This is a genomic window from Pedobacter sp. PLR (assembly GCF_026239675.1).
Classification (GTDB): Bacteria; Bacteroidota; Bacteroidia; order Sphingobacteriales; family Sphingobacteriaceae; genus Pedobacter.
This window is the reverse complement of record NZ_JAPIVQ010000004.1, coordinates 17,428-33,653: the sequence shown is the minus strand read 5'-3', so window position 1 is coordinate 33,653 and position 16,226 is coordinate 17,428. Positions and strand designations below refer to the sequence as shown.

Below are 16,226 nucleotides of genomic sequence, written 5' to 3'. Positions count from 1 at the left end.
AAAATTGGACGCATCCATAGCTCAGCTGGATAGAGCAACGGTTTTCTAAACCGTAGGTCATAGGTTCGAATCCTATTGGGTGTACAAGATTTATTTCTTAATTAAAGGCGACGTTGCTCCAGACGTCGTCTTTTTTTTTAAAAATACTCTGCTAAATACGGAGTCCTGCAATGCTGTCTTAACGTTTTCAGGGCCCTGTCTTTTAGTTGTCTGATACGTTCCTTACTCAGGTTAAAAACTTCCACCATATCATCTAAGGTCAGGGCAGTATGGTTGTCCAATCCGAAGAAAAGTGTGATGATCCATTTTTCCCGTTCCGGAAGTACGCCTAAGGTCCGCTGTAAATCCTCACTTAAGGATTCTGTCATCATGAGTGCATCCGTATTCGGCACATTGGTGTTCGCGAGGCTGTCCAGCAAACTAAAACCGCTTTCCTCATTGGTCGTCATATCCAATGAAAACGACAATGGGGCACTCGACAAATAATCGGAAACCTTATCTTCAGAAAGCTCCGTTGCCACAGAAATCTCTTCATAAGTAGGCAACCTTTCTAACTGCTGTTCCAGTAGATCTGTCGCCTTATTTATTTTGATGATACCAAGTACCTGATTTCCCGGAAGGCGGATCATTCTCTTCTGATCGGCCAATGCCTGCATGATGCTCTGACGAATCCACCATACGGCAAAAGAGATAAATTTGAAACCTTTGGTATCATCAAATCGCTCTGCGGCCTTAATCAAGCCAAGGTTGCCCTCACTAATAAGATCGGCCAACTGCAGACCTCTGTTTTGATACTTTTTGGCAACAGAAACGACAAAGCGCAAATTGGTTTTCACCAGTTTATCCAGGGCTGCTTTATCTCCTTTTTTAATTCTTCTGGCCAGATTCAACTCTTCCTCTACATTCACCAGGTCGATTCTTCCGATATCAGTCAGGTATTTATCAATAGATTCGGAGTCGCGATTGGTAATGGATGGTGCAATTTTTAATTGTCTCATGCCGTAACTTTATTTTCTAATGATACTTTTTGGTTTAATATTTTCGCTTCGAAATCCTGCATACATTTTACGAGTACTTCCACACTCGATATCGGTAATGCATTGTATAAAGAGACTCTGAAACCACCCGCAGAAGGAAATCCTTTAATCCCCACAATCCCATTTGCTACTGCAAAATCCAGGAATGCTGCTTCCAGCTCCGGATCATACATTTTAAAGGTCACATTCATTCTGGACCTGTCGATTGGATGAGACAGGCCATAAAACAAGGTGTTTCTATCTATTTCCTCATATAACAATCCTGATTTGGCGATGTTTTCCAGTTCCTGTTGTGGTACACCTCCTTTTTCTTTTAGCCACCTTAAATTAAGCATGGCTACATAGATTGAAAATACCGGAGGGGTATTAAACATAGAGTTATTGTCTCTGTAAATGCGGTAATCAGACATAGAAGGCGCTTGTACCTCGATTTTCTCCAGCAAGCTGTTTTTAATCACCACAAGAGTCATACCTGCGGGGCCCATGTTTTTTTGTGCACCGGCGTAGATCAGGTCAAAATCTGCAACGTTAATCGCTCTGCTAAAAATATCAGAAGACATATCGCAGATCACCGGAACATTGGTAGCAGGGTGGCTAAACATCTCCGTTCCTTCTATGGTATTATTTGAGCAATAATGAAAATAAGCGGCATCCTCCGGAATTTGATACCCTACAGGAACATAGTAATAGTTTTTATCTTTTGAAGAGGCCACAATATCCACCTCACCAAAAAACAATGCTTCTTTAATGGCTTTCAAAGAAAAAAATCCGCTATCCAGATAGGCAGCTTTTTTACCCTGGTGCAAAAAATTCATGGCTAACATAGAAAACTGGGTACTGGCACCACCCTGCAAAAACAGCACGCTGTAATCTGCGGGCACACCCAGCAGTTCGCTCACCAAATCCTGTGTTTCCCTGATGACAGCTTCAAACTCAGGAGTACGATGGGAAATCTCTAAAATACTAAGACCAATGCCATTAAAATCTCTGACAGCATCTGCTGCCTGATCTAAAACTCTGGCTGGTAAAATACATGGCCCGGCACCGAAATTGTGTTTGATCATTGTGTTATAGGTTTTGGTTGATACCTCCAAAGTTCGGTAGGTCAAAACGGATATCTCATTTTCTGTTTACATTCAGCAAATTTTTCTGTTTTGACTGCTTTATACCATACAATTTTTGGGTAGCAATTGAGCCGTAGTGCTATGGCAAAATTTAATTTCCTTACTTTCTTCTTTTTTAAGGGGTTAAGGTATGTTATACACTATCCTTAGGCTGAAAGGCCGTAAATGTTTCATAAAAAATAAATAATACTATATTTGACCCTGATTACTTTGTAAAACACCTACACTAAGCTAGAAATCTATTTCCTGAAATATGTCTAAATTAGATCCTACCCATCTTGGAATTTTGCGCCTGCTACAGGAAGATGCCCGAATGACGCATAAAGAACTGGCCAGAAGGTTAAGGAAAAGTGTTTCCCCGATCTTTGAAAGGGTAAAATGGCTGGAACAGAATGGCTATATTAAAGGATATACCGCATTGGTAGACCTGCAAAAAAGCAGTAACAGTATCATTTCCTTTACCCACATCCAGATGAATGACCATTCTGAGGAAGCCTTGAGTGCTTTTCAAAAAGAAGTGGTGCAATTCGAAGATGTAAGAGAGTGTTATTACATCACCGGAAATTTCGATTTTATCCTGAAAATTGTATCTCCGGATATGAAAGGTTACAATGATTTTCTACGTGGGAAACTGTCTAAATTACCCAATGTAGGCAGTGTACAGAGCTTTCTGGTTTTATCAGAAGAGAAAAGAGATACCAGTTACAAGATCTAAAGACATCAGTCTCCCCCTAAACCTTTTTTACTCCCCAACTGTTATTACGGTAATGCAGGATTCTGGCTATAGCGTTAAGATACTGAACTCAGCCCCACAGTTATCTCCTTGATTAGCAGAGATATTTTATTAATTTGCATCCTCTAAAACGTAAATTACATGATACAGGTAGCTTTATTACTCCCCAATAAATACCGTTTACTAAGCGTAGCCGCGATTCTGGATGTGTTTGATACTGTGAACCATTATTATGAAGAAATCGGCAGGGCACCTTTTTTTCAGATCAACCTGATTCGTAACGCGGCTGTTTCACCGGAGGGTAATCTATTTGAAAAATACAATGCGCTTTCCCTATCCGAATCCGGACAACAAAACCTCATCTTAATCCCTGCATTCGACAATCCCGACCTGAATACGGCTATCCATCAAAACCTGGAGTACCTGCCCTGGCTGCAACAGCAATATAAGAAAGGTGCAGAACTGGCTAGTTTTTGTACCGGAGCTTTTCTGCTGGCCGCTACAGGCTTGTTAAACGGGAAAAGTGCAACTACACATGTCAATGCCAGTAGTGCCTTTGCCAACTGCTTTCCGGATGTCTATTTTAAGCCGGAAAAGGTGGTTACCGTAGACCAGGGAATTTATACCAGTGGCGGCGCAACGAGTAGTTTTCATTTGATGCTGATGCTGATCCACAATTACTGTAACCGTGATACGGCAATTCACATTGCCAAAATATTTTCTATTGATATGAACAGGGAACAGCAAAGCCATTTTGGCAGCTTTCATCCGGTAAGAGATCATGGTGATGAACTGGTTTCGAAAACACAGCTGAGCATTGAAAATGCGTATAAAGAATCGGTAACCATTGAAGATATTCTGCAACATATCCCGTCCAGCAGGAGGAATATTGTGCGCAGATTTAAACAGGCTACCGGAAATACCCTGATTGAGTATTTACAAAAAACCAGAATTGAGGCGGCTAAAAAGCTTTTAGAGCAAACCAACCTCAGTATTCTGGAAGTAATGTTAGATTCCGGCTATAATGATCTGAAAACTTTCAGACAGCTTTTCAAGAAAAACTCCGGAATGACACCTAAAGATTATCGCGATAAGTTTAAGCCGAAAGCTGCATAGCAGGTACTTGCTTTACCTTTTTCTTTCTTTTCTTTTTTAGCTTGTTCAGCCAGATCAGAGTACCTGTTACCGGCAGACTAGTCGCAATAAGACAGGCCAGAAAATAGATGATCTTGGTAAACATGCCATATACATCACCCAAATGCAGGGCTTTGATAGAACCGGAAACACGTTCGTTGAAAGGCTTATCTTTAAACACTTCCGTTTTAAGTACGCTACCGGTATATTGATCTAAAAGTACTTTATCACCTGCGGCAGGTGCAAAAAATCCTGTTTTATTTTTCATAACCGCAATGGCCGAAGCAGAATCTTTTGGTAAGCTGATGCTATAATCTCCCTCATAAGGTAAGGCTGCATCTGCTTTTTTAAGGTAATCGCTCAGGTTTAAAGGAGCGGCTCCCGCTACAACTGTCGAAACAGGGTCTTTAGGCGGCTCAAATCCCTCTGGCTGGTAAGTACCCAAAGTTTTCCTTAAGGCTTCTCTGTACCATGGGAAAGACCATTGTGGACCGGTAATCCCCATCAGGAATAAAAATATACAGGAGTAAAAACCTAAACTATTGTGTAAATCGTGGTTCGTTCTTTTCCAGCTTCCAGACCATTTGACCTTTAAGCCTTGTTTCCATGATTTGATCCTTTGGGGAAACCAGATCACCATTCCGGTAATTACACCAATCGTAAATAGAATGGTGGCGGCACCACTGATATAACTTCCTAGCTTTCTGTTTTCCAGTTCGCCGAAAATCGGTTTTTCTATTCTGTCCAATAACAACCATCTGTGCAGGCTAAACATGGTTTTCATGAAGGAAGCAGTTGCACCTTTCACTTCAGAGATATTACCAATTACTTCCCCGGTGTATGGGTTTACCGCAAAAGCTGAAGGACGTTTTCCTTCTTCAGGCTTGCCACCTTTTCCTTTATCTCCTTTTCCTTCCCGTTTGTTATCTTCTTTACCTTCTTTTCCTTTTCCGGCTTGCTCATTTCCAGCTCCTGCAGTGGCCAGCTTACCTTCTTTTTTATCTTTCCCGCCTTCTTTCATCCTCACCATAAACTGGTAAGTCCTGTTCGGATCAGCCGGGATTTTTATAGAAACTACTTTCCCTCCTGTGCTTTCCTTTACTTGTTTGATCAGTGATTCAACAGGCATCGCTTTTGCAGCAGCCGGAGCCGTTACTTTATACAATTCAGGATTCGCCATCTCCTTCAATTCTGTATTAAAAACATACAGCGTACCACTTAAACAAACCAGGACCACAATGATCCCGCTTGCTAATCCGATCCATAAATGGATGTCGTTAAAAAGTTTACGTGTTTTTTGCCAGGCGCTTTTAGGTGTATTTGGTTTCATTAAGGCTATTTTTTACAAATATAAAACAAATCCGCAATTATTTAGACTTAGTCTTAATACCTGCGGATTTGTTACGATGTGGTTATTTTATGCGGATTTATTTATTCCACCAGATCTTGCCAACGGTAACCTCGTCATTACCTTGTTTACCTGCTTCTGCAGCGTTAGTTTGGCGCTCAGATTCCGGATACATCAATCTTAATGGTCTTGCATCTGGTGAAGGAGCCAATAAGGAATTAGGAATCTCCGGGAATCCCAACCTTCTGTAATCACTCCATGCTTCCAGACTGCTGATGCTGTTTAGCGCTAACCATTTTTGCTCAATGATCCTTTTTATACGCTGATCTGCTGGTGCTGAACTTAATTTCACAGTCGCCTGCTCGTTGTATGCGGCAAATAGTCCTGCATTTACCTCCATATATTTGAATGACTCTGCAATTCCCTGTTCATAGAAGGTCTGATCAGATCCGGAAATCCATCCTCTGTTAGCCGCTTCGGCCTGAAGGAATAAACTTTCAAAAGAGCCCATCAAAATTGAAGCCTGATCAAAGCTCTTGAATAGACCTGTTGCTTTTCCGTTGTTTTCATTTGGTCCTTTAAAAGCAGAAGTCTTCTTTGCTGCATATTGCTCATCTACAACAGGATTTCCAAAAATCACACCTTTAAAAGCACCATCGATACTGGTATATAAACCCGCCAGACGTGGGTCTTTCAATACACTATAAATATTGATGATATGCTGGGTTGGACGCAAACTCACATGATTGGTCGCAGAAGCATTAACTCCTCTGTAATTGGTTTCCCAAAAAGGATTCATCTTCCCTTTAGAATTGATGTAGCCTGGTTTGGTAGCTACATTTTCTCCCAGGCCCAAAAACCCTGTTCCCTCCTGTTTAATCTTATCAATCTCGGTAGTGATATAAGCATCATTATTTGCTTCCGACTGGCGGATCAGCGCTCTTAATTTTAGCGTATTTCCAAATTTAGCCCACAATTGCTTGTCGCCGCCAAAGATGATATCAGCTTTGCCTGGATTTTGATCTGCTGCAGCAGCTTTAATCTCATTAATCCCTTCGGTAATCAGTTGAACAGACTTTTCATATACAATCTTTCCATCTTCATATTTTGGTTGCAAATACTGCGTTCTGTTCAAAGCCTCGTCAAAAGGTACGTTGTTGTAAATATCTACCAGGTGCAGAAAGTGCCAGCCTTGCATGATCTTCGCAATTCCCGAATAAAACGGCGCACTTTCCTTTTGCGCCTGTTCTTTGATCAATTGATAATATAATAAGGTGTTATAAGTACCTTCCCAGATTTGAATTCCGTCTCTGGTTCCGCGGATGGCCACCCCATTATAGGTCTTTTCTTTATAGAACTGATTGGTAGCTTCACTTGTGGTACCCCAGTATCCTGCCCAGAAAGCCGCCAATTGATTGATTTGTACGGTTTCCTGATTTACAGTGCTGATTAAAGCGCCAGGTAAACGGGCACTTAAAATCAGATATTGCTCTGTTGGACCATTCGGATTGTCATTCACATCCAGGAATTTTTCGCAGGAAGTCAGACTGAATAAGCTGGCTGCAAAAACGAATATTTTTATACTTTTCTTCATGATATGTTATTCTTCAGCGTGTATCTTTAATAAATTAGAACGTAACATTCAAGTTAAAACCGAACGTTCTGGTTGGAGGAATCTGTCTGAAACTCAGGTAACCATCGGTTTGATTGTACAAGGATTCAGGATCCCCATAAGTATTGCTCTTATGTCTGACGATAAACAAATTGGTGCCTACCAAACCAAAACTAGCTTCTCGGATCACTTTTTGTTTAGCCAGTAATGCTTTAGGCAAGGCATAGCTGATGTTCAATTCTCTTAGCTTAAAGAAGTCCGACTTTGCAGCCGTATTCCTTTGCACTTTTCCCTGTCCATCCCAAAAAGCTTTATCGCCTTTGGAGAAAACTGAAGTGTTTTCTACATATACCGGCTGTTCTGCGGTGCCAGTGTTGATTACAGAATTAGGGAAGATAAAAGGTTCACGATTATAAGCAGTAGTCGCTGGATGCGTACCTGCAGTGTACATTCTCGGCACCACTTCAGAATACAACCAACCACCAAGACGGGCATCAAACTGAGCACCGATGCTGATTCCTTTAAAATTAATCATGGTGCTTAAGCCCATCTGATAAGGAGGAACCATGGTACCAAGAGGTGCGCTGTCGGCTATGGTAGTTGTATTACCTTTAGCATCAACAATTACTCTTCCCTGATCGTCTCTTTGGTAATCACTAACCTTTAATAATGGATAAGTTTGTCCTACTACCGCATAAGCCTGTCTGAACATTCTGAATTCTTCCTGTCCGCCGAAAATAGTTTTCACCTTATTATTAATATGTGTGAAGTTAAAACCAACATTCCATCTGAAGTCGTCTTTGCGGATTACATCACCACTAACACTCAATTCAATGATTTTGTTGGTCAATCTCCCTGCGTTCACAATGGTACTGTTGTACCCCGTAGCACTTGAAATCGGTGCATCGAAAATCTGACCATCTGAATCTGAGTATACATAAGCAGCTTCAAAGTTTAGGCGATCCTGGAAGAAGCCCAACTGAGCCCCTACTTCATAGGAAGTCACAAATTCTGGTTTGATATTTCTGTTTGGGCTGGTTAAGCCAGGTGTAAACCCTACTAATCCGCCAAAAGGAAAACCATTGATCTGTGAATAGGCATTATTTAAACTGTAAGGATCTAAAGTAACATTACCCGTTCTGTTGTAAGAGGCAAAGATCTTTCCGAAAGAAAGCACATTACTGTCTTTTAACCCTTTGATAGCTTCCGTAAAAACAAAGGAAGTACTTACACCCGGATAGAAATAAGAGCGGTTTTCTTTGCTCAATACTGAAACCATATCGTTCCTACCGGTTAAGGTCAGGAACAAATAGTTGTTATACCCGGCAGTAAACTCTCCATAGGTACCTAATGCTCTGTATTTAGTAATTGAAGCAGTACCATCTAACTCACCTGCACGGCTCCCCGGGTTGAATAAATCCGGGAATAAAAGATTGGCACTTCCTATTGAAGTCAGCTTAGAATCATCCATGCGGATGTTTTGTCCAACCAATAATCGGGTAGTAAATTTTCCGAAGTCCTTTTTAAAGTTCAGGATTAAATCACTGTTTACTCTGCGGAAATTGTTGCTTCCATCATTTACTGAACCATTCACATTCCTGTTTCCTGAAGGAGAGGCTAGTTTATTGGTGGTTGCTCTACTATCTTCTGAAGTAGTATACAATCCAATGCGGTAAATTGCACTAAACCATGGTGTAAATTCATAATCCAGTTCAATCTTACCATTAACGGTTTGCTGATTTGAAGTATTTCTATTGTTATCCATTAGGAAAAATGGATTCTTTGCAGCGGTAGCATCTGTATAATAGTTTAGCGGGTTGGCTGCTGAATTTGGATCTCTCCAGTTTTTCAAGCCATTAAGGTCAAGATTTGCAGGTTGCACATAGGTGCTATACCATGGACCATCTGGTGTGGTATTTCTATTTGCAGCAATATAATTGACATTATAAGAAGTGTTCAATTTTCCGAAAGTTCTGGACCCGTTAAACCTCGCTCCTGTTCTTGAGCTTTTATCCCCTGGAATTACCCCTTTGATATTTACATTTTGAACGGAGAAATAGTAAGTAGATTTTTCATCACCACCAGAAAAAGACAGGTCATTCTGTAAAGTTCTACCGGTTTGGAACATGTCCAGGCGGTTGTCTTTTGAAGGAGTTGCATATAAAGCGGTTGGCTGTACGCCATTTGGTAGTTTTAAGCCCAGGTCTCTGATGCTGCCATCAAATGCCGGTCCCCATGATTCATATTCTGTTGGAGAATACACGCCATTTTGCCCCTGTCCGAATTGTGTCTGCGCAGGCGGCAGCAGGTGAACGTCTGAAAAAGTAGTGGTATTAGAGAAACTAACCAGCCCTTTACCTCTTGTTCCTTTTTTAGTAGTGATCATTAAAGCACCGTTTACGCCTTCTGAGCCGTATAATGCAGCGGCGTTTGCGCCTTTTAAGACGGTAATATTTTCTATATCATTCGGGTTTAAGCGTCCGATGTCTGGAACAGGTACCCCATCTACTACATATATAGGATTGTTTTTAGCATCATTGAAGGAACGTGAACCACGAAGTCTGATTTGCACCAACTGATCAGTTTTACCCGTTGTGGCATCGTTCATATTGATTCTCAACCCGGCTACTTTACTCGCCAGACCTTGTAAAGGGTTGACAACTTTACCCTGATTCAGGTTTTCATTAGTGATCAGCGTTGCTGAGGTTCCCAATTCTCTTGCCTGACGTTTGATCCCCAAAGCACCAGTCACCATGACTTCCGACAATTGGTTTACTGAATCGTCCAGGTAGGCATTCAGGATATTTTTATCCGCAGTTACTTTTTGTTCAAGGGTAACGTAGCCAGTGTAGGAAAAGGTCAGTAAGTCGCCGGTTGCTGCGTTGATACTATATTTACCTGCTGCATCAGTGCTCACTATCTCATTGGTCGATTTGCGGATAACGGTTGCGCCCGGAAGGGTTACTCCAGTCTTTTGATCTATCACTTTCCCTGTGATCATCCTTACCTGAGCAAGGAGACCCGTAGAGATCGTTAACAGGAAAATAATTAGGGTAGCTTTTTTGTTCATGTAAATATTATTTTGATATTTTATTAAGATTTAATCTTAATAACTTTAACTTCGCCGCAAAGATATCAGTAGCCGATGACGCAAAAGGGAGAACAGATGACGCCAAAAGGAGAAATAAAAGACCGTTCATTTTACGGATCCAAGGATCTTACTATAGGCTATTCAAAGAAAAAAGCTACCTTAAACGGAGACCAAGGGTTTTCTTTGCTCCAGGAAGAGGGAAATCAGGCTGCTTATCAAATGATATTCGTACTCAAAGGAAAATTATCTTTTGATGAGGATGGACAAGTTTCAGCCTTACCCCTGCTGGAAAGTCAGCAGTATAATTTGCTCTGGAGCACAGGAAAATCTTGTTTTCAGGAAGGCTTTACAGAAGAATCAAATGAGATTGTTTCTGTAGAGATGAGTGCCGGTTTTTTATCAAGGTATTTACCCGAAGATCATCCAGCCGCTATTCATTTACAATCGCAACAGGAAGCTTCCGCTCCCGATGTTATACTATTCTCTGAGCAACACCTGCACATCACCCCCGAGATCAACGCAATTTTAAATGGGATAGAAAACTCTCCGCATACCGGTTTTTGTGAACGCCTGTTTTTAGAATCAAAGGTGATCGAATTACTGGCCATCAAAATTTCGCAACTGGAGCTACAGCAACAACAGCCGGCCCCCCGGTTAAAGCAGGAAGAGCTGGATAAAATGCAGGAAGCCCGGGAAATTCTGATTCAGAACATTGACCGCCCCTTTTCACTTAGAACATTGGCACACATGGTAGGCACCAACGAGTTTAACCTGAAGAAGCAATTCAAGGCGGCATATGGTACTACAGTCTACGGATATTTGAACCAATATAAAATGGAACAGGCTAAAGCCATGTTACTTCAAGGGGATTCCCGCGTGTCTGAGGTATCGGAAAAGATGGGCTATAAACATGCGACGCATTTCACCAGCGCCTTCAAAAAATACTTTGGTTACCTGCCGAACAAGATTAAGATGTTCTTCCTGTTTTTTGATCCGGAATTCTGTCTGATTTTGTTCACTACGTAGTTCAAAACGACTGTTTTCCGTCCAATCTCTTCTAAATCAACAACATTTATCACGAAATTCTTTTCTTTAAATTATTTTATTTATACCTTTGTAGTCCCTCACGGGAAAAGGAGATTAAATTTTAATGGCTAAAAAACAAGTAGCAGAAAAAGAACTAGAGGCTAAAAAAGCCGAATTACAAGGTGCAGACGCTCGTCTCACTGAAAAAGAGATCATTGAATCAGAAGCTGATTCAGTGTCGATCGAAAAGATCAAATCATCATTAGCAACACCTGATCAGGATTTTGACTGGGATGCAGATGATAAAGTTTTCGGAAAATACTCTGATGAAGACCGTAAGAAGTTTGAAGACATGTATACCGATACTTTCAATCAAATCAACCAAGGTGAAATCATCAGCGGTATTGTTGTGTCTATCAACAATAAAGACGTAGTATTAAACGTAGGATTTAAATCTGACGGATTAGTATCTACTTCTGAGTTCCGTGATACACCTGATTTGAAAATTGGTGATACCGTTGACGTATTCGTGGAAGCTCCTGAAGACGCAAACGGTCAATTAATTTTATCTCGTAAAAGAGCTAAAACCCAAAGATCATGGGAGTCTATTAATGAGGCTCTTGACAATGACAGAATCATCAACGGATTTGTTAAAAGCCGTACTAAAGGTGGTCTTATCGTTGACATCATGGGTGTTGAAGCTTTCTTACCTGGTTCACAAATTGACATCAAACCTATCCGCGATTACGATGTATACGTGGGTAAAACAATGGAATTCAAAGTTGTTAAGATCAACCATGAGTTTAAAAACGTAGTAGTTTCTCATAAAATCTTAATCGAAGACGATTTAGAAAGCCAAAAAGTTGAAATCGTATCTAAACTTGAAAAAGGTCAGGTATTAGAAGGAACTGTTAAAAACATTACTGATTTCGGTGTATTCATCGATTTAGGTGGTGTTGATGGTTTACTTCACATCACTGATATTTCTTGGGGCCGCATAGAGCATCCAAAAGAAGTATTAAGCTTAGATGAGAAAATCAACGTTGTTGTTCTTGACTTTGATGATGAGAAAAAACGTATTGCATTAGGATTAAAACAATTGACTCCACACCCTTGGGAATCTTTAGATACTAACTTAGCTGTTGGTTCTAAGGTTAAAGGTAAAATTGTTACTGTTGCTGATTACGGAGCTTTCTTAGAAATCATTCCTGGTGTTGAAGGTTTAATCCACGTATCAGAAATGTCTTGGTCACAAAACCTACGTAGCCCACAAGAATTCTTGAAAGTTGGCGATGAAATCGAAGCTGAAGTATTAACTTTAGACAGAGACGAACGCAAAATGAGCTTAGGTATTAAGCAATTAACTCAAGATCCTTGGCAAAATGTTGCTGAAAGATATCCTATCGGAAGCAAACATACTGCTGTAGTTAAAAACATGACTAACTTCGGTGTATTCGTGGAAATTGAAGAAGGTATTGATGGTTTAATCCATATCTCTGATCTTTCATGGTCTAAAAAAGTTAACCACCCTAACGAATTCACTAAAGTAGGTGATACATTAGACGTAGTTGTTCTTGAATTAGATGTTGAAAGCCGCAAATTGAGCTTAGGTCACAAACAACTGGAAGAAAACCCATGGGATACTTTTGAAACTATCTTCACGTTAGATTCAATTCACCAGGGTACTGTTGTTAAAGTAACTGATAAAGGTGCTGTTATTGCTTTACCATATGGTGTAGAAGGATTCGTTCCAACTAAACACATGGCTAAAGAAGACGGAACAACTATCAAAGCTGAAGAAACTAATGATTTCAAAATCATTGAGTTTAACAAAGATGCTAAACGTATCGTTGTTTCTCATGCCCGTATCTGGGAAGAGGCTAAAGCTGAAGCTGTTGCTGAAGAAAGAGCTACTAAGAAAAAAGAAGCTAAAGCTTCAAACACTGCAGTTAAGAAAGTTAAAGATTCAGTTGAGAAATCAACTCTTGGCGATCTAGGCGTACTTGCTCAATTAAAAGAGCAAATGGAAGGTGAAGAAAGCAAAAACAAAGCTAAATAATCTTTTAAGCTAATATATTAAAGGCATCCCATTACGGGATGCCTTTTTTTTTGCTATTTTGCCCCGATATCAATACCCCCGCTTTTTACCCGTCTTTTATGAAAATATTAATTTCAATGCTGAGCTGCCTGCTTTGCTTTCAGCTGAGTAGTATTGCCCAGGCTCCTGCAATCATCCCAAATCCTGTGGAAATGAAAGCAGGAAAAACAACAGATAATTTTACGATAGCCAATCATAGTACGCAGGTTTTCATCAGCGACAGCAGTCTTCGGCCTTCGGCAGAATTCTTCATCAACTTTATTAAAAAACATTATTTACTGGATTTAACGCTGACTACAGTGGTCGATGCCAACAGGAAGAATGTAATCAACCTGATCAGAGAGGACCCTTCGCAGGAAAGTCTGGTTAAAGCTTTAATCACTAAACAAAACCCTACTCAGGTAGTTGGTCTGGCTAAATCAGCACTTATTATAGAAAAAAACACCTCCAAAAATCCGGAGAAATATATGCTGGATGTTTTAAGTCAGTCTGTAGCTATTCGTTCCGCTTCGCCGGCAGGTGTATTTTACGGAATTCAGACCCTGATTCAGCTGTTGCCTCCTTCCGCAAAGCCTGTTCCTCTACAGGCAAAGGCAGTCAGCATTACGGACTATCCCCGTTTCGCTTACCGTGGAATGCACCTGGATGTGAGCAGACACTTTTTCGATGTAAACTTTGTTAAAAAATACATTGATTACCTCGCCATGCATAAGCTGAATTATTTCCACTGGCACTTAACCGACGACCATGGATGGCGGATAGAGATCAAAAAACATCCCCGCTTAACCACTGTTGGTGCCTGGAGGGATGGTTCCATTATCGGGCTATATCCGGGAAAAGGAAACGACAAGATCAGACATGGCGGGTATTATACGCAAACCGAAGTAAAAGAGGTGATCAAATATGCCGCAGACCGGTATATCACCATTATCCCGGAAATTGAAATGCCAGGTCATAGTATGGCCGTGCTTGCCGCTTACCCGGAATTGAGTACTACCCCAAAACTATCGAAGAAGGTAGCAGAAACCTGGGGTATCTTCAATAAATTCAATAATGTATTACTCCCTTCTGAGCAAACGTTTAATTTTCTGGAGGAAGTACTCACAGAAGTAATGGCGTTATTCCCCTCCCCTTATATTCATATTGGCGGAGATGAGTGTTCGAAGATCTGGTGGAAGCAGTCTGCCTTTTCTCAGCAACTCATTAAAGAGAAAGGCTTAAAAGATGAAAATGGTTTGCAAAGCTACTTCATCCATAGGATTGAAAAGTTTGTGAATAGTAAAGGAAAAACGATTATTGGCTGGGATGAGATTTTAGATGGCGGCCTTGCACCAAATGCAATCGTCATGAGCTGGCGTGGAGAAAAAGGTGGAATCGCCGCTGCGAAACAAAAACATAAGGTGATCATGACACCAGAGAACTTTATGTATTTCAATCACTCCCAATTCTTAAAGGACGATTCTTTAACTGCTGCCAGATTTTTGCCATTAGCTGATGTGTACAATTATGAACCTGTACCTGCTGTGCTGACTCCTGCGGAAGCCAGATACATCTGGGGTGCACAAGGTAACTTATGGACGGAATACATCACAAATCCAGCGAAAGTGGAGTATATGCTGTTTCCCCGCTTAGATGCATTGTCTGAGGTCCTGTGGAGTCCGAAGTCGAAACGTAATTTCCCGGCTTTTCAGGAGAGACTCAAACAACAGCTAAGGAGGTATGATTTTATGGGTATCAGGTATAGCAGAAGGTACGTTTTATAGAAACTTTGATTTTAGCTCCGGCGATGGGATCATACAGCTTTCTTGCCTGCCCCAAATGCGATACCTGTTTTTTGAAATCAGCTGATAGCAGAAATCTCTGATAAACGATGGAATGATGATCAGGGCATAGAGCATTGGCCATAGTCCGCCAAGCCTTTTCGTTATACGTAGTGCAGCAGTAGAACGGTAATAGGCTTTCCCACCCTCCAATAGGACAATGGTATTTAGCGCTTGCTGATTAGACACTACAACTTTCTCCTGATTCGCTGGTGACTTTAATGTTTGCTGATTAGATTCATGTGCAGCAATTTTATCCTTGCCGTCATTTAGCAATGTCAATTGATCTTTTGCAACGTCGCTTTGCAGTGCGGCGAAACGAAAATAATCCTGCTGATCTCTTTTGATAATAAACTGCACAGTATGATTACATAGATTACAAATTCCGTCAAAAAATATCAGTCCATGTTCCCTATTCTCATTCATTTGCCTGCATTTACCTTAAAGAGTATCAATATTCAAACATTGTTCCATTACTGAAATCAGACAAAGATAAATTTTAATTCGGGCGGGGAATCTATAGTTTTATAAATAAGACACTTAAAGAGTTTTAGGCTTGAAATCTGTTGAATTTACTCAAATCAGATGCAAAAATTCCCGTTTCAACTTTACAGAGTTGGAACATTTTGTTATATTTGACCAATCCTTTAGTCAATGCAAAAAAGAACCCTGCTAGACGGTCAGAAATTCCAGATCACAATTAAGAGACTTTGTCATCAATTAATTGAGAACCATAACGATTTTTCAAATACTGTTTTAATTGGCATTCAGCCAAGAGGCAGTTATTTTGCCGATAGAGTGCAAAATGAACTGTCCCAAATCCTTAAGAAAACCACGATAAAGAAAGGCAATCTTGATATTACCTTCTTCCGTGATGATTTTAGAAGGAAGGACGGCCTCGTTGCCGCCAACGCCAACACCATAGATTTTATTATTGAAGGGATGAACGTAATCCTCATCGATGATGTATTGTGGACCGGACGTACCATACGTTCTGCCATGGATGCATTATTGGCTTACGGCCGACCTGCGCGGGTAGAACTCATGGTCTTGATCGACAGGCGTTTTTCAAGGCACCTACCTATCGAACCCGATTATATCGGTCAGCAGGTGGACAGCTTAAATTCACAACACGTGAAAGTGAGTTGGAAAGAAACAGAAGGAGAAGACAAAGTAATCTTAATATCAGAAAGCATTAAATAA

The 16,226-nt window shown here is 40.7% G+C and carries 12 protein-coding genes and 1 tRNA gene; 7 read left to right on the top strand and 6 right to left on the bottom strand.

The annotated features are described in order from the left end of the window. The first annotated feature begins 10 nt into the window (after positions 1-10). Positions 11-84 (top strand) — tRNA-Arg (locus tag OQX61_RS10735). Between the two features lie 53 nt (positions 85-137). Here the strand turns inward: OQX61_RS10735 and OQX61_RS10730 are convergent. Both OQX61_RS10730 and serC read right to left on the bottom strand, forming a co-directional pair. Beyond that, positions 138-998, bottom strand: a complete 861-nt coding sequence (locus tag OQX61_RS10730; protein ID WP_265841667.1) for an RNA polymerase sigma factor RpoD/SigA — start codon at positions 996-998, stop codon at positions 138-140. Next, complete coding sequence (gene serC, locus OQX61_RS10725) at positions 995-2,098, bottom strand: 3-phosphoserine/phosphohydroxythreonine transaminase (protein WP_265842153.1); 1,104 nt, start codon at positions 2,096-2,098, stop codon at positions 995-997. Before serC ends, OQX61_RS10730 begins: the two co-directional genes overlap by 4 nt. A 316-nt stretch (positions 2,099-2,414) precedes the next feature. Here serC and OQX61_RS10720 point away from each other — a divergent pair, with 316 nt between their 5' ends. Both OQX61_RS10720 and OQX61_RS10715 read left to right on the top strand, forming a co-directional pair. Then, the gene (locus OQX61_RS10720) at positions 2,415-2,876 is read left to right on the top strand and encodes an Lrp/AsnC family transcriptional regulator (protein ID WP_265841666.1); all 462 of its coding nucleotides are present in this window, start codon (positions 2,415-2,417) and stop codon (positions 2,874-2,876) included. Positions 2,877-3,035: 159 nt separating this feature from the next. Continuing rightward, positions 3,036-4,010 carry a helix-turn-helix domain-containing protein gene (locus OQX61_RS10715; RefSeq protein ID WP_265841665.1) on the top strand — a complete coding sequence of 325 codons (975 nt, stop codon included), beginning with the start codon at positions 3,036-3,038 and terminating at the stop codon, positions 4,008-4,010. On the opposite strand, the gene OQX61_RS10710 is transcribed toward OQX61_RS10715, so the two are convergent. The 3 genes from OQX61_RS10710 to OQX61_RS10700 form a co-directional block, all read right to left on the bottom strand. Further along, complete coding sequence (locus tag OQX61_RS10710) at positions 3,991-5,358, bottom strand: PepSY-associated TM helix domain-containing protein (RefSeq protein ID WP_265841664.1); 1,368 nt, start codon at positions 5,356-5,358, stop codon at positions 3,991-3,993. The genes OQX61_RS10715 and OQX61_RS10710 overlap by 20 nt on opposite strands. Before the next feature lie 97 nt (positions 5,359-5,455). Then, the gene (locus OQX61_RS10705; RefSeq protein WP_265841663.1) at positions 5,456-6,970 is read right to left on the bottom strand and encodes a SusD/RagB family nutrient-binding outer membrane lipoprotein; all 1,515 of its coding nucleotides are present in this window, start codon (positions 6,968-6,970) and stop codon (positions 5,456-5,458) included. A gap of 34 nt (positions 6,971-7,004) precedes the next feature. After that, positions 7,005-10,058, bottom strand: a complete 3,054-nt coding sequence (locus tag OQX61_RS10700; protein WP_265841662.1) for a SusC/RagA family TonB-linked outer membrane protein — start codon at positions 10,056-10,058, stop codon at positions 7,005-7,007. Positions 10,059-10,133: 75 nt separating this feature from the next. On the opposite strand from OQX61_RS10700, the gene OQX61_RS10695 reads away from it, so the two are divergent. The 3 genes from OQX61_RS10695 (at position 10,134) to OQX61_RS10685 (ending at position 14,966) form a co-directional block, all read left to right on the top strand. Continuing rightward, positions 10,134-11,105, top strand: coding sequence for an AraC family transcriptional regulator (locus tag OQX61_RS10695; protein WP_265841661.1), 972 nt, complete (start codon positions 10,134-10,136; stop codon positions 11,103-11,105). A 124-nt stretch (positions 11,106-11,229) separates the two neighbouring features. After that, positions 11,230-13,164, top strand: a complete 1,935-nt coding sequence (gene rpsA, locus OQX61_RS10690; protein WP_265841660.1) for a 30S ribosomal protein S1 — start codon at positions 11,230-11,232, stop codon at positions 13,162-13,164. Between the two features lie 98 nt (positions 13,165-13,262). Further along, positions 13,263-14,966 (top strand): beta-N-acetylhexosaminidase, encoded by a 1,704-nt coding sequence (locus tag OQX61_RS10685; RefSeq protein ID WP_265841659.1) that lies wholly within the window; start codon positions 13,263-13,265, stop codon positions 14,964-14,966. On the opposite strand, the gene OQX61_RS10680 is transcribed toward OQX61_RS10685, so the two are convergent. Continuing rightward, a complete protein-coding gene (locus tag OQX61_RS10680) occupies positions 14,961-15,449 on the bottom strand; it encodes a DCC1-like thiol-disulfide oxidoreductase family protein (protein WP_265841658.1) in 489 nt (162 codons plus the stop codon). The genes OQX61_RS10685 and OQX61_RS10680 overlap by 6 nt on opposite strands. Positions 15,450-15,677: 228 nt before the next feature. Between OQX61_RS10680 and pyrR the strand changes: the two genes are divergently transcribed. Continuing rightward, complete coding sequence (gene pyrR, locus OQX61_RS10675) at positions 15,678-16,226, top strand: bifunctional pyr operon transcriptional regulator/uracil phosphoribosyltransferase PyrR (RefSeq protein WP_265841657.1); 549 nt, start codon at positions 15,678-15,680, stop codon at positions 16,224-16,226.

Bases quoted from the DNA above. Each gene is read 5' to 3' on its own strand.
- OQX61_RS10715 (WP_265841665.1), top strand. From the start codon at position 3,036: ATGATACAGGTAGCTTTATTACTCCCCAATAAATACCGTTTACTAAGC.
- OQX61_RS10700 (WP_265841662.1), bottom strand. From the start codon at position 10,058: ATGAACAAAAAAGCTACCCTAATTATTTTCCTGTTAACGATCTCTACG.
- OQX61_RS10730 (WP_265841667.1), bottom strand. From the start codon at position 998: ATGAGACAATTAAAAATTGCACCATCCATTACCAATCGCGACTCCGAA.
- rpsA (WP_265841660.1), top strand. From the start codon at position 11,230: ATGGCTAAAAAACAAGTAGCAGAAAAAGAACTAGAGGCTAAAAAAGCC.
- OQX61_RS10685 (WP_265841659.1), top strand. From the start codon at position 13,263: ATGAAAATATTAATTTCAATGCTGAGCTGCCTGCTTTGCTTTCAGCTG.
- OQX61_RS10705 (WP_265841663.1), bottom strand. From the start codon at position 6,970: ATGAAGAAAAGTATAAAAATATTCGTTTTTGCAGCCAGCTTATTCAGT.
- OQX61_RS10720 (WP_265841666.1), top strand. From the start codon at position 2,415: ATGTCTAAATTAGATCCTACCCATCTTGGAATTTTGCGCCTGCTACAG.
- OQX61_RS10680 (WP_265841658.1), bottom strand. From the start codon at position 15,449: ATGAATGAGAATAGGGAACATGGACTGATATTTTTTGACGGAATTTGT.
- OQX61_RS10710 (WP_265841664.1), bottom strand. From the start codon at position 5,358: ATGAAACCAAATACACCTAAAAGCGCCTGGCAAAAAACACGTAAACTT.
- OQX61_RS10695 (WP_265841661.1), top strand. From the start codon at position 10,134: ATGACGCAAAAGGGAGAACAGATGACGCCAAAAGGAGAAATAAAAGAC.
- pyrR (WP_265841657.1), top strand. From the start codon at position 15,678: ATGCAAAAAAGAACCCTGCTAGACGGTCAGAAATTCCAGATCACAATT.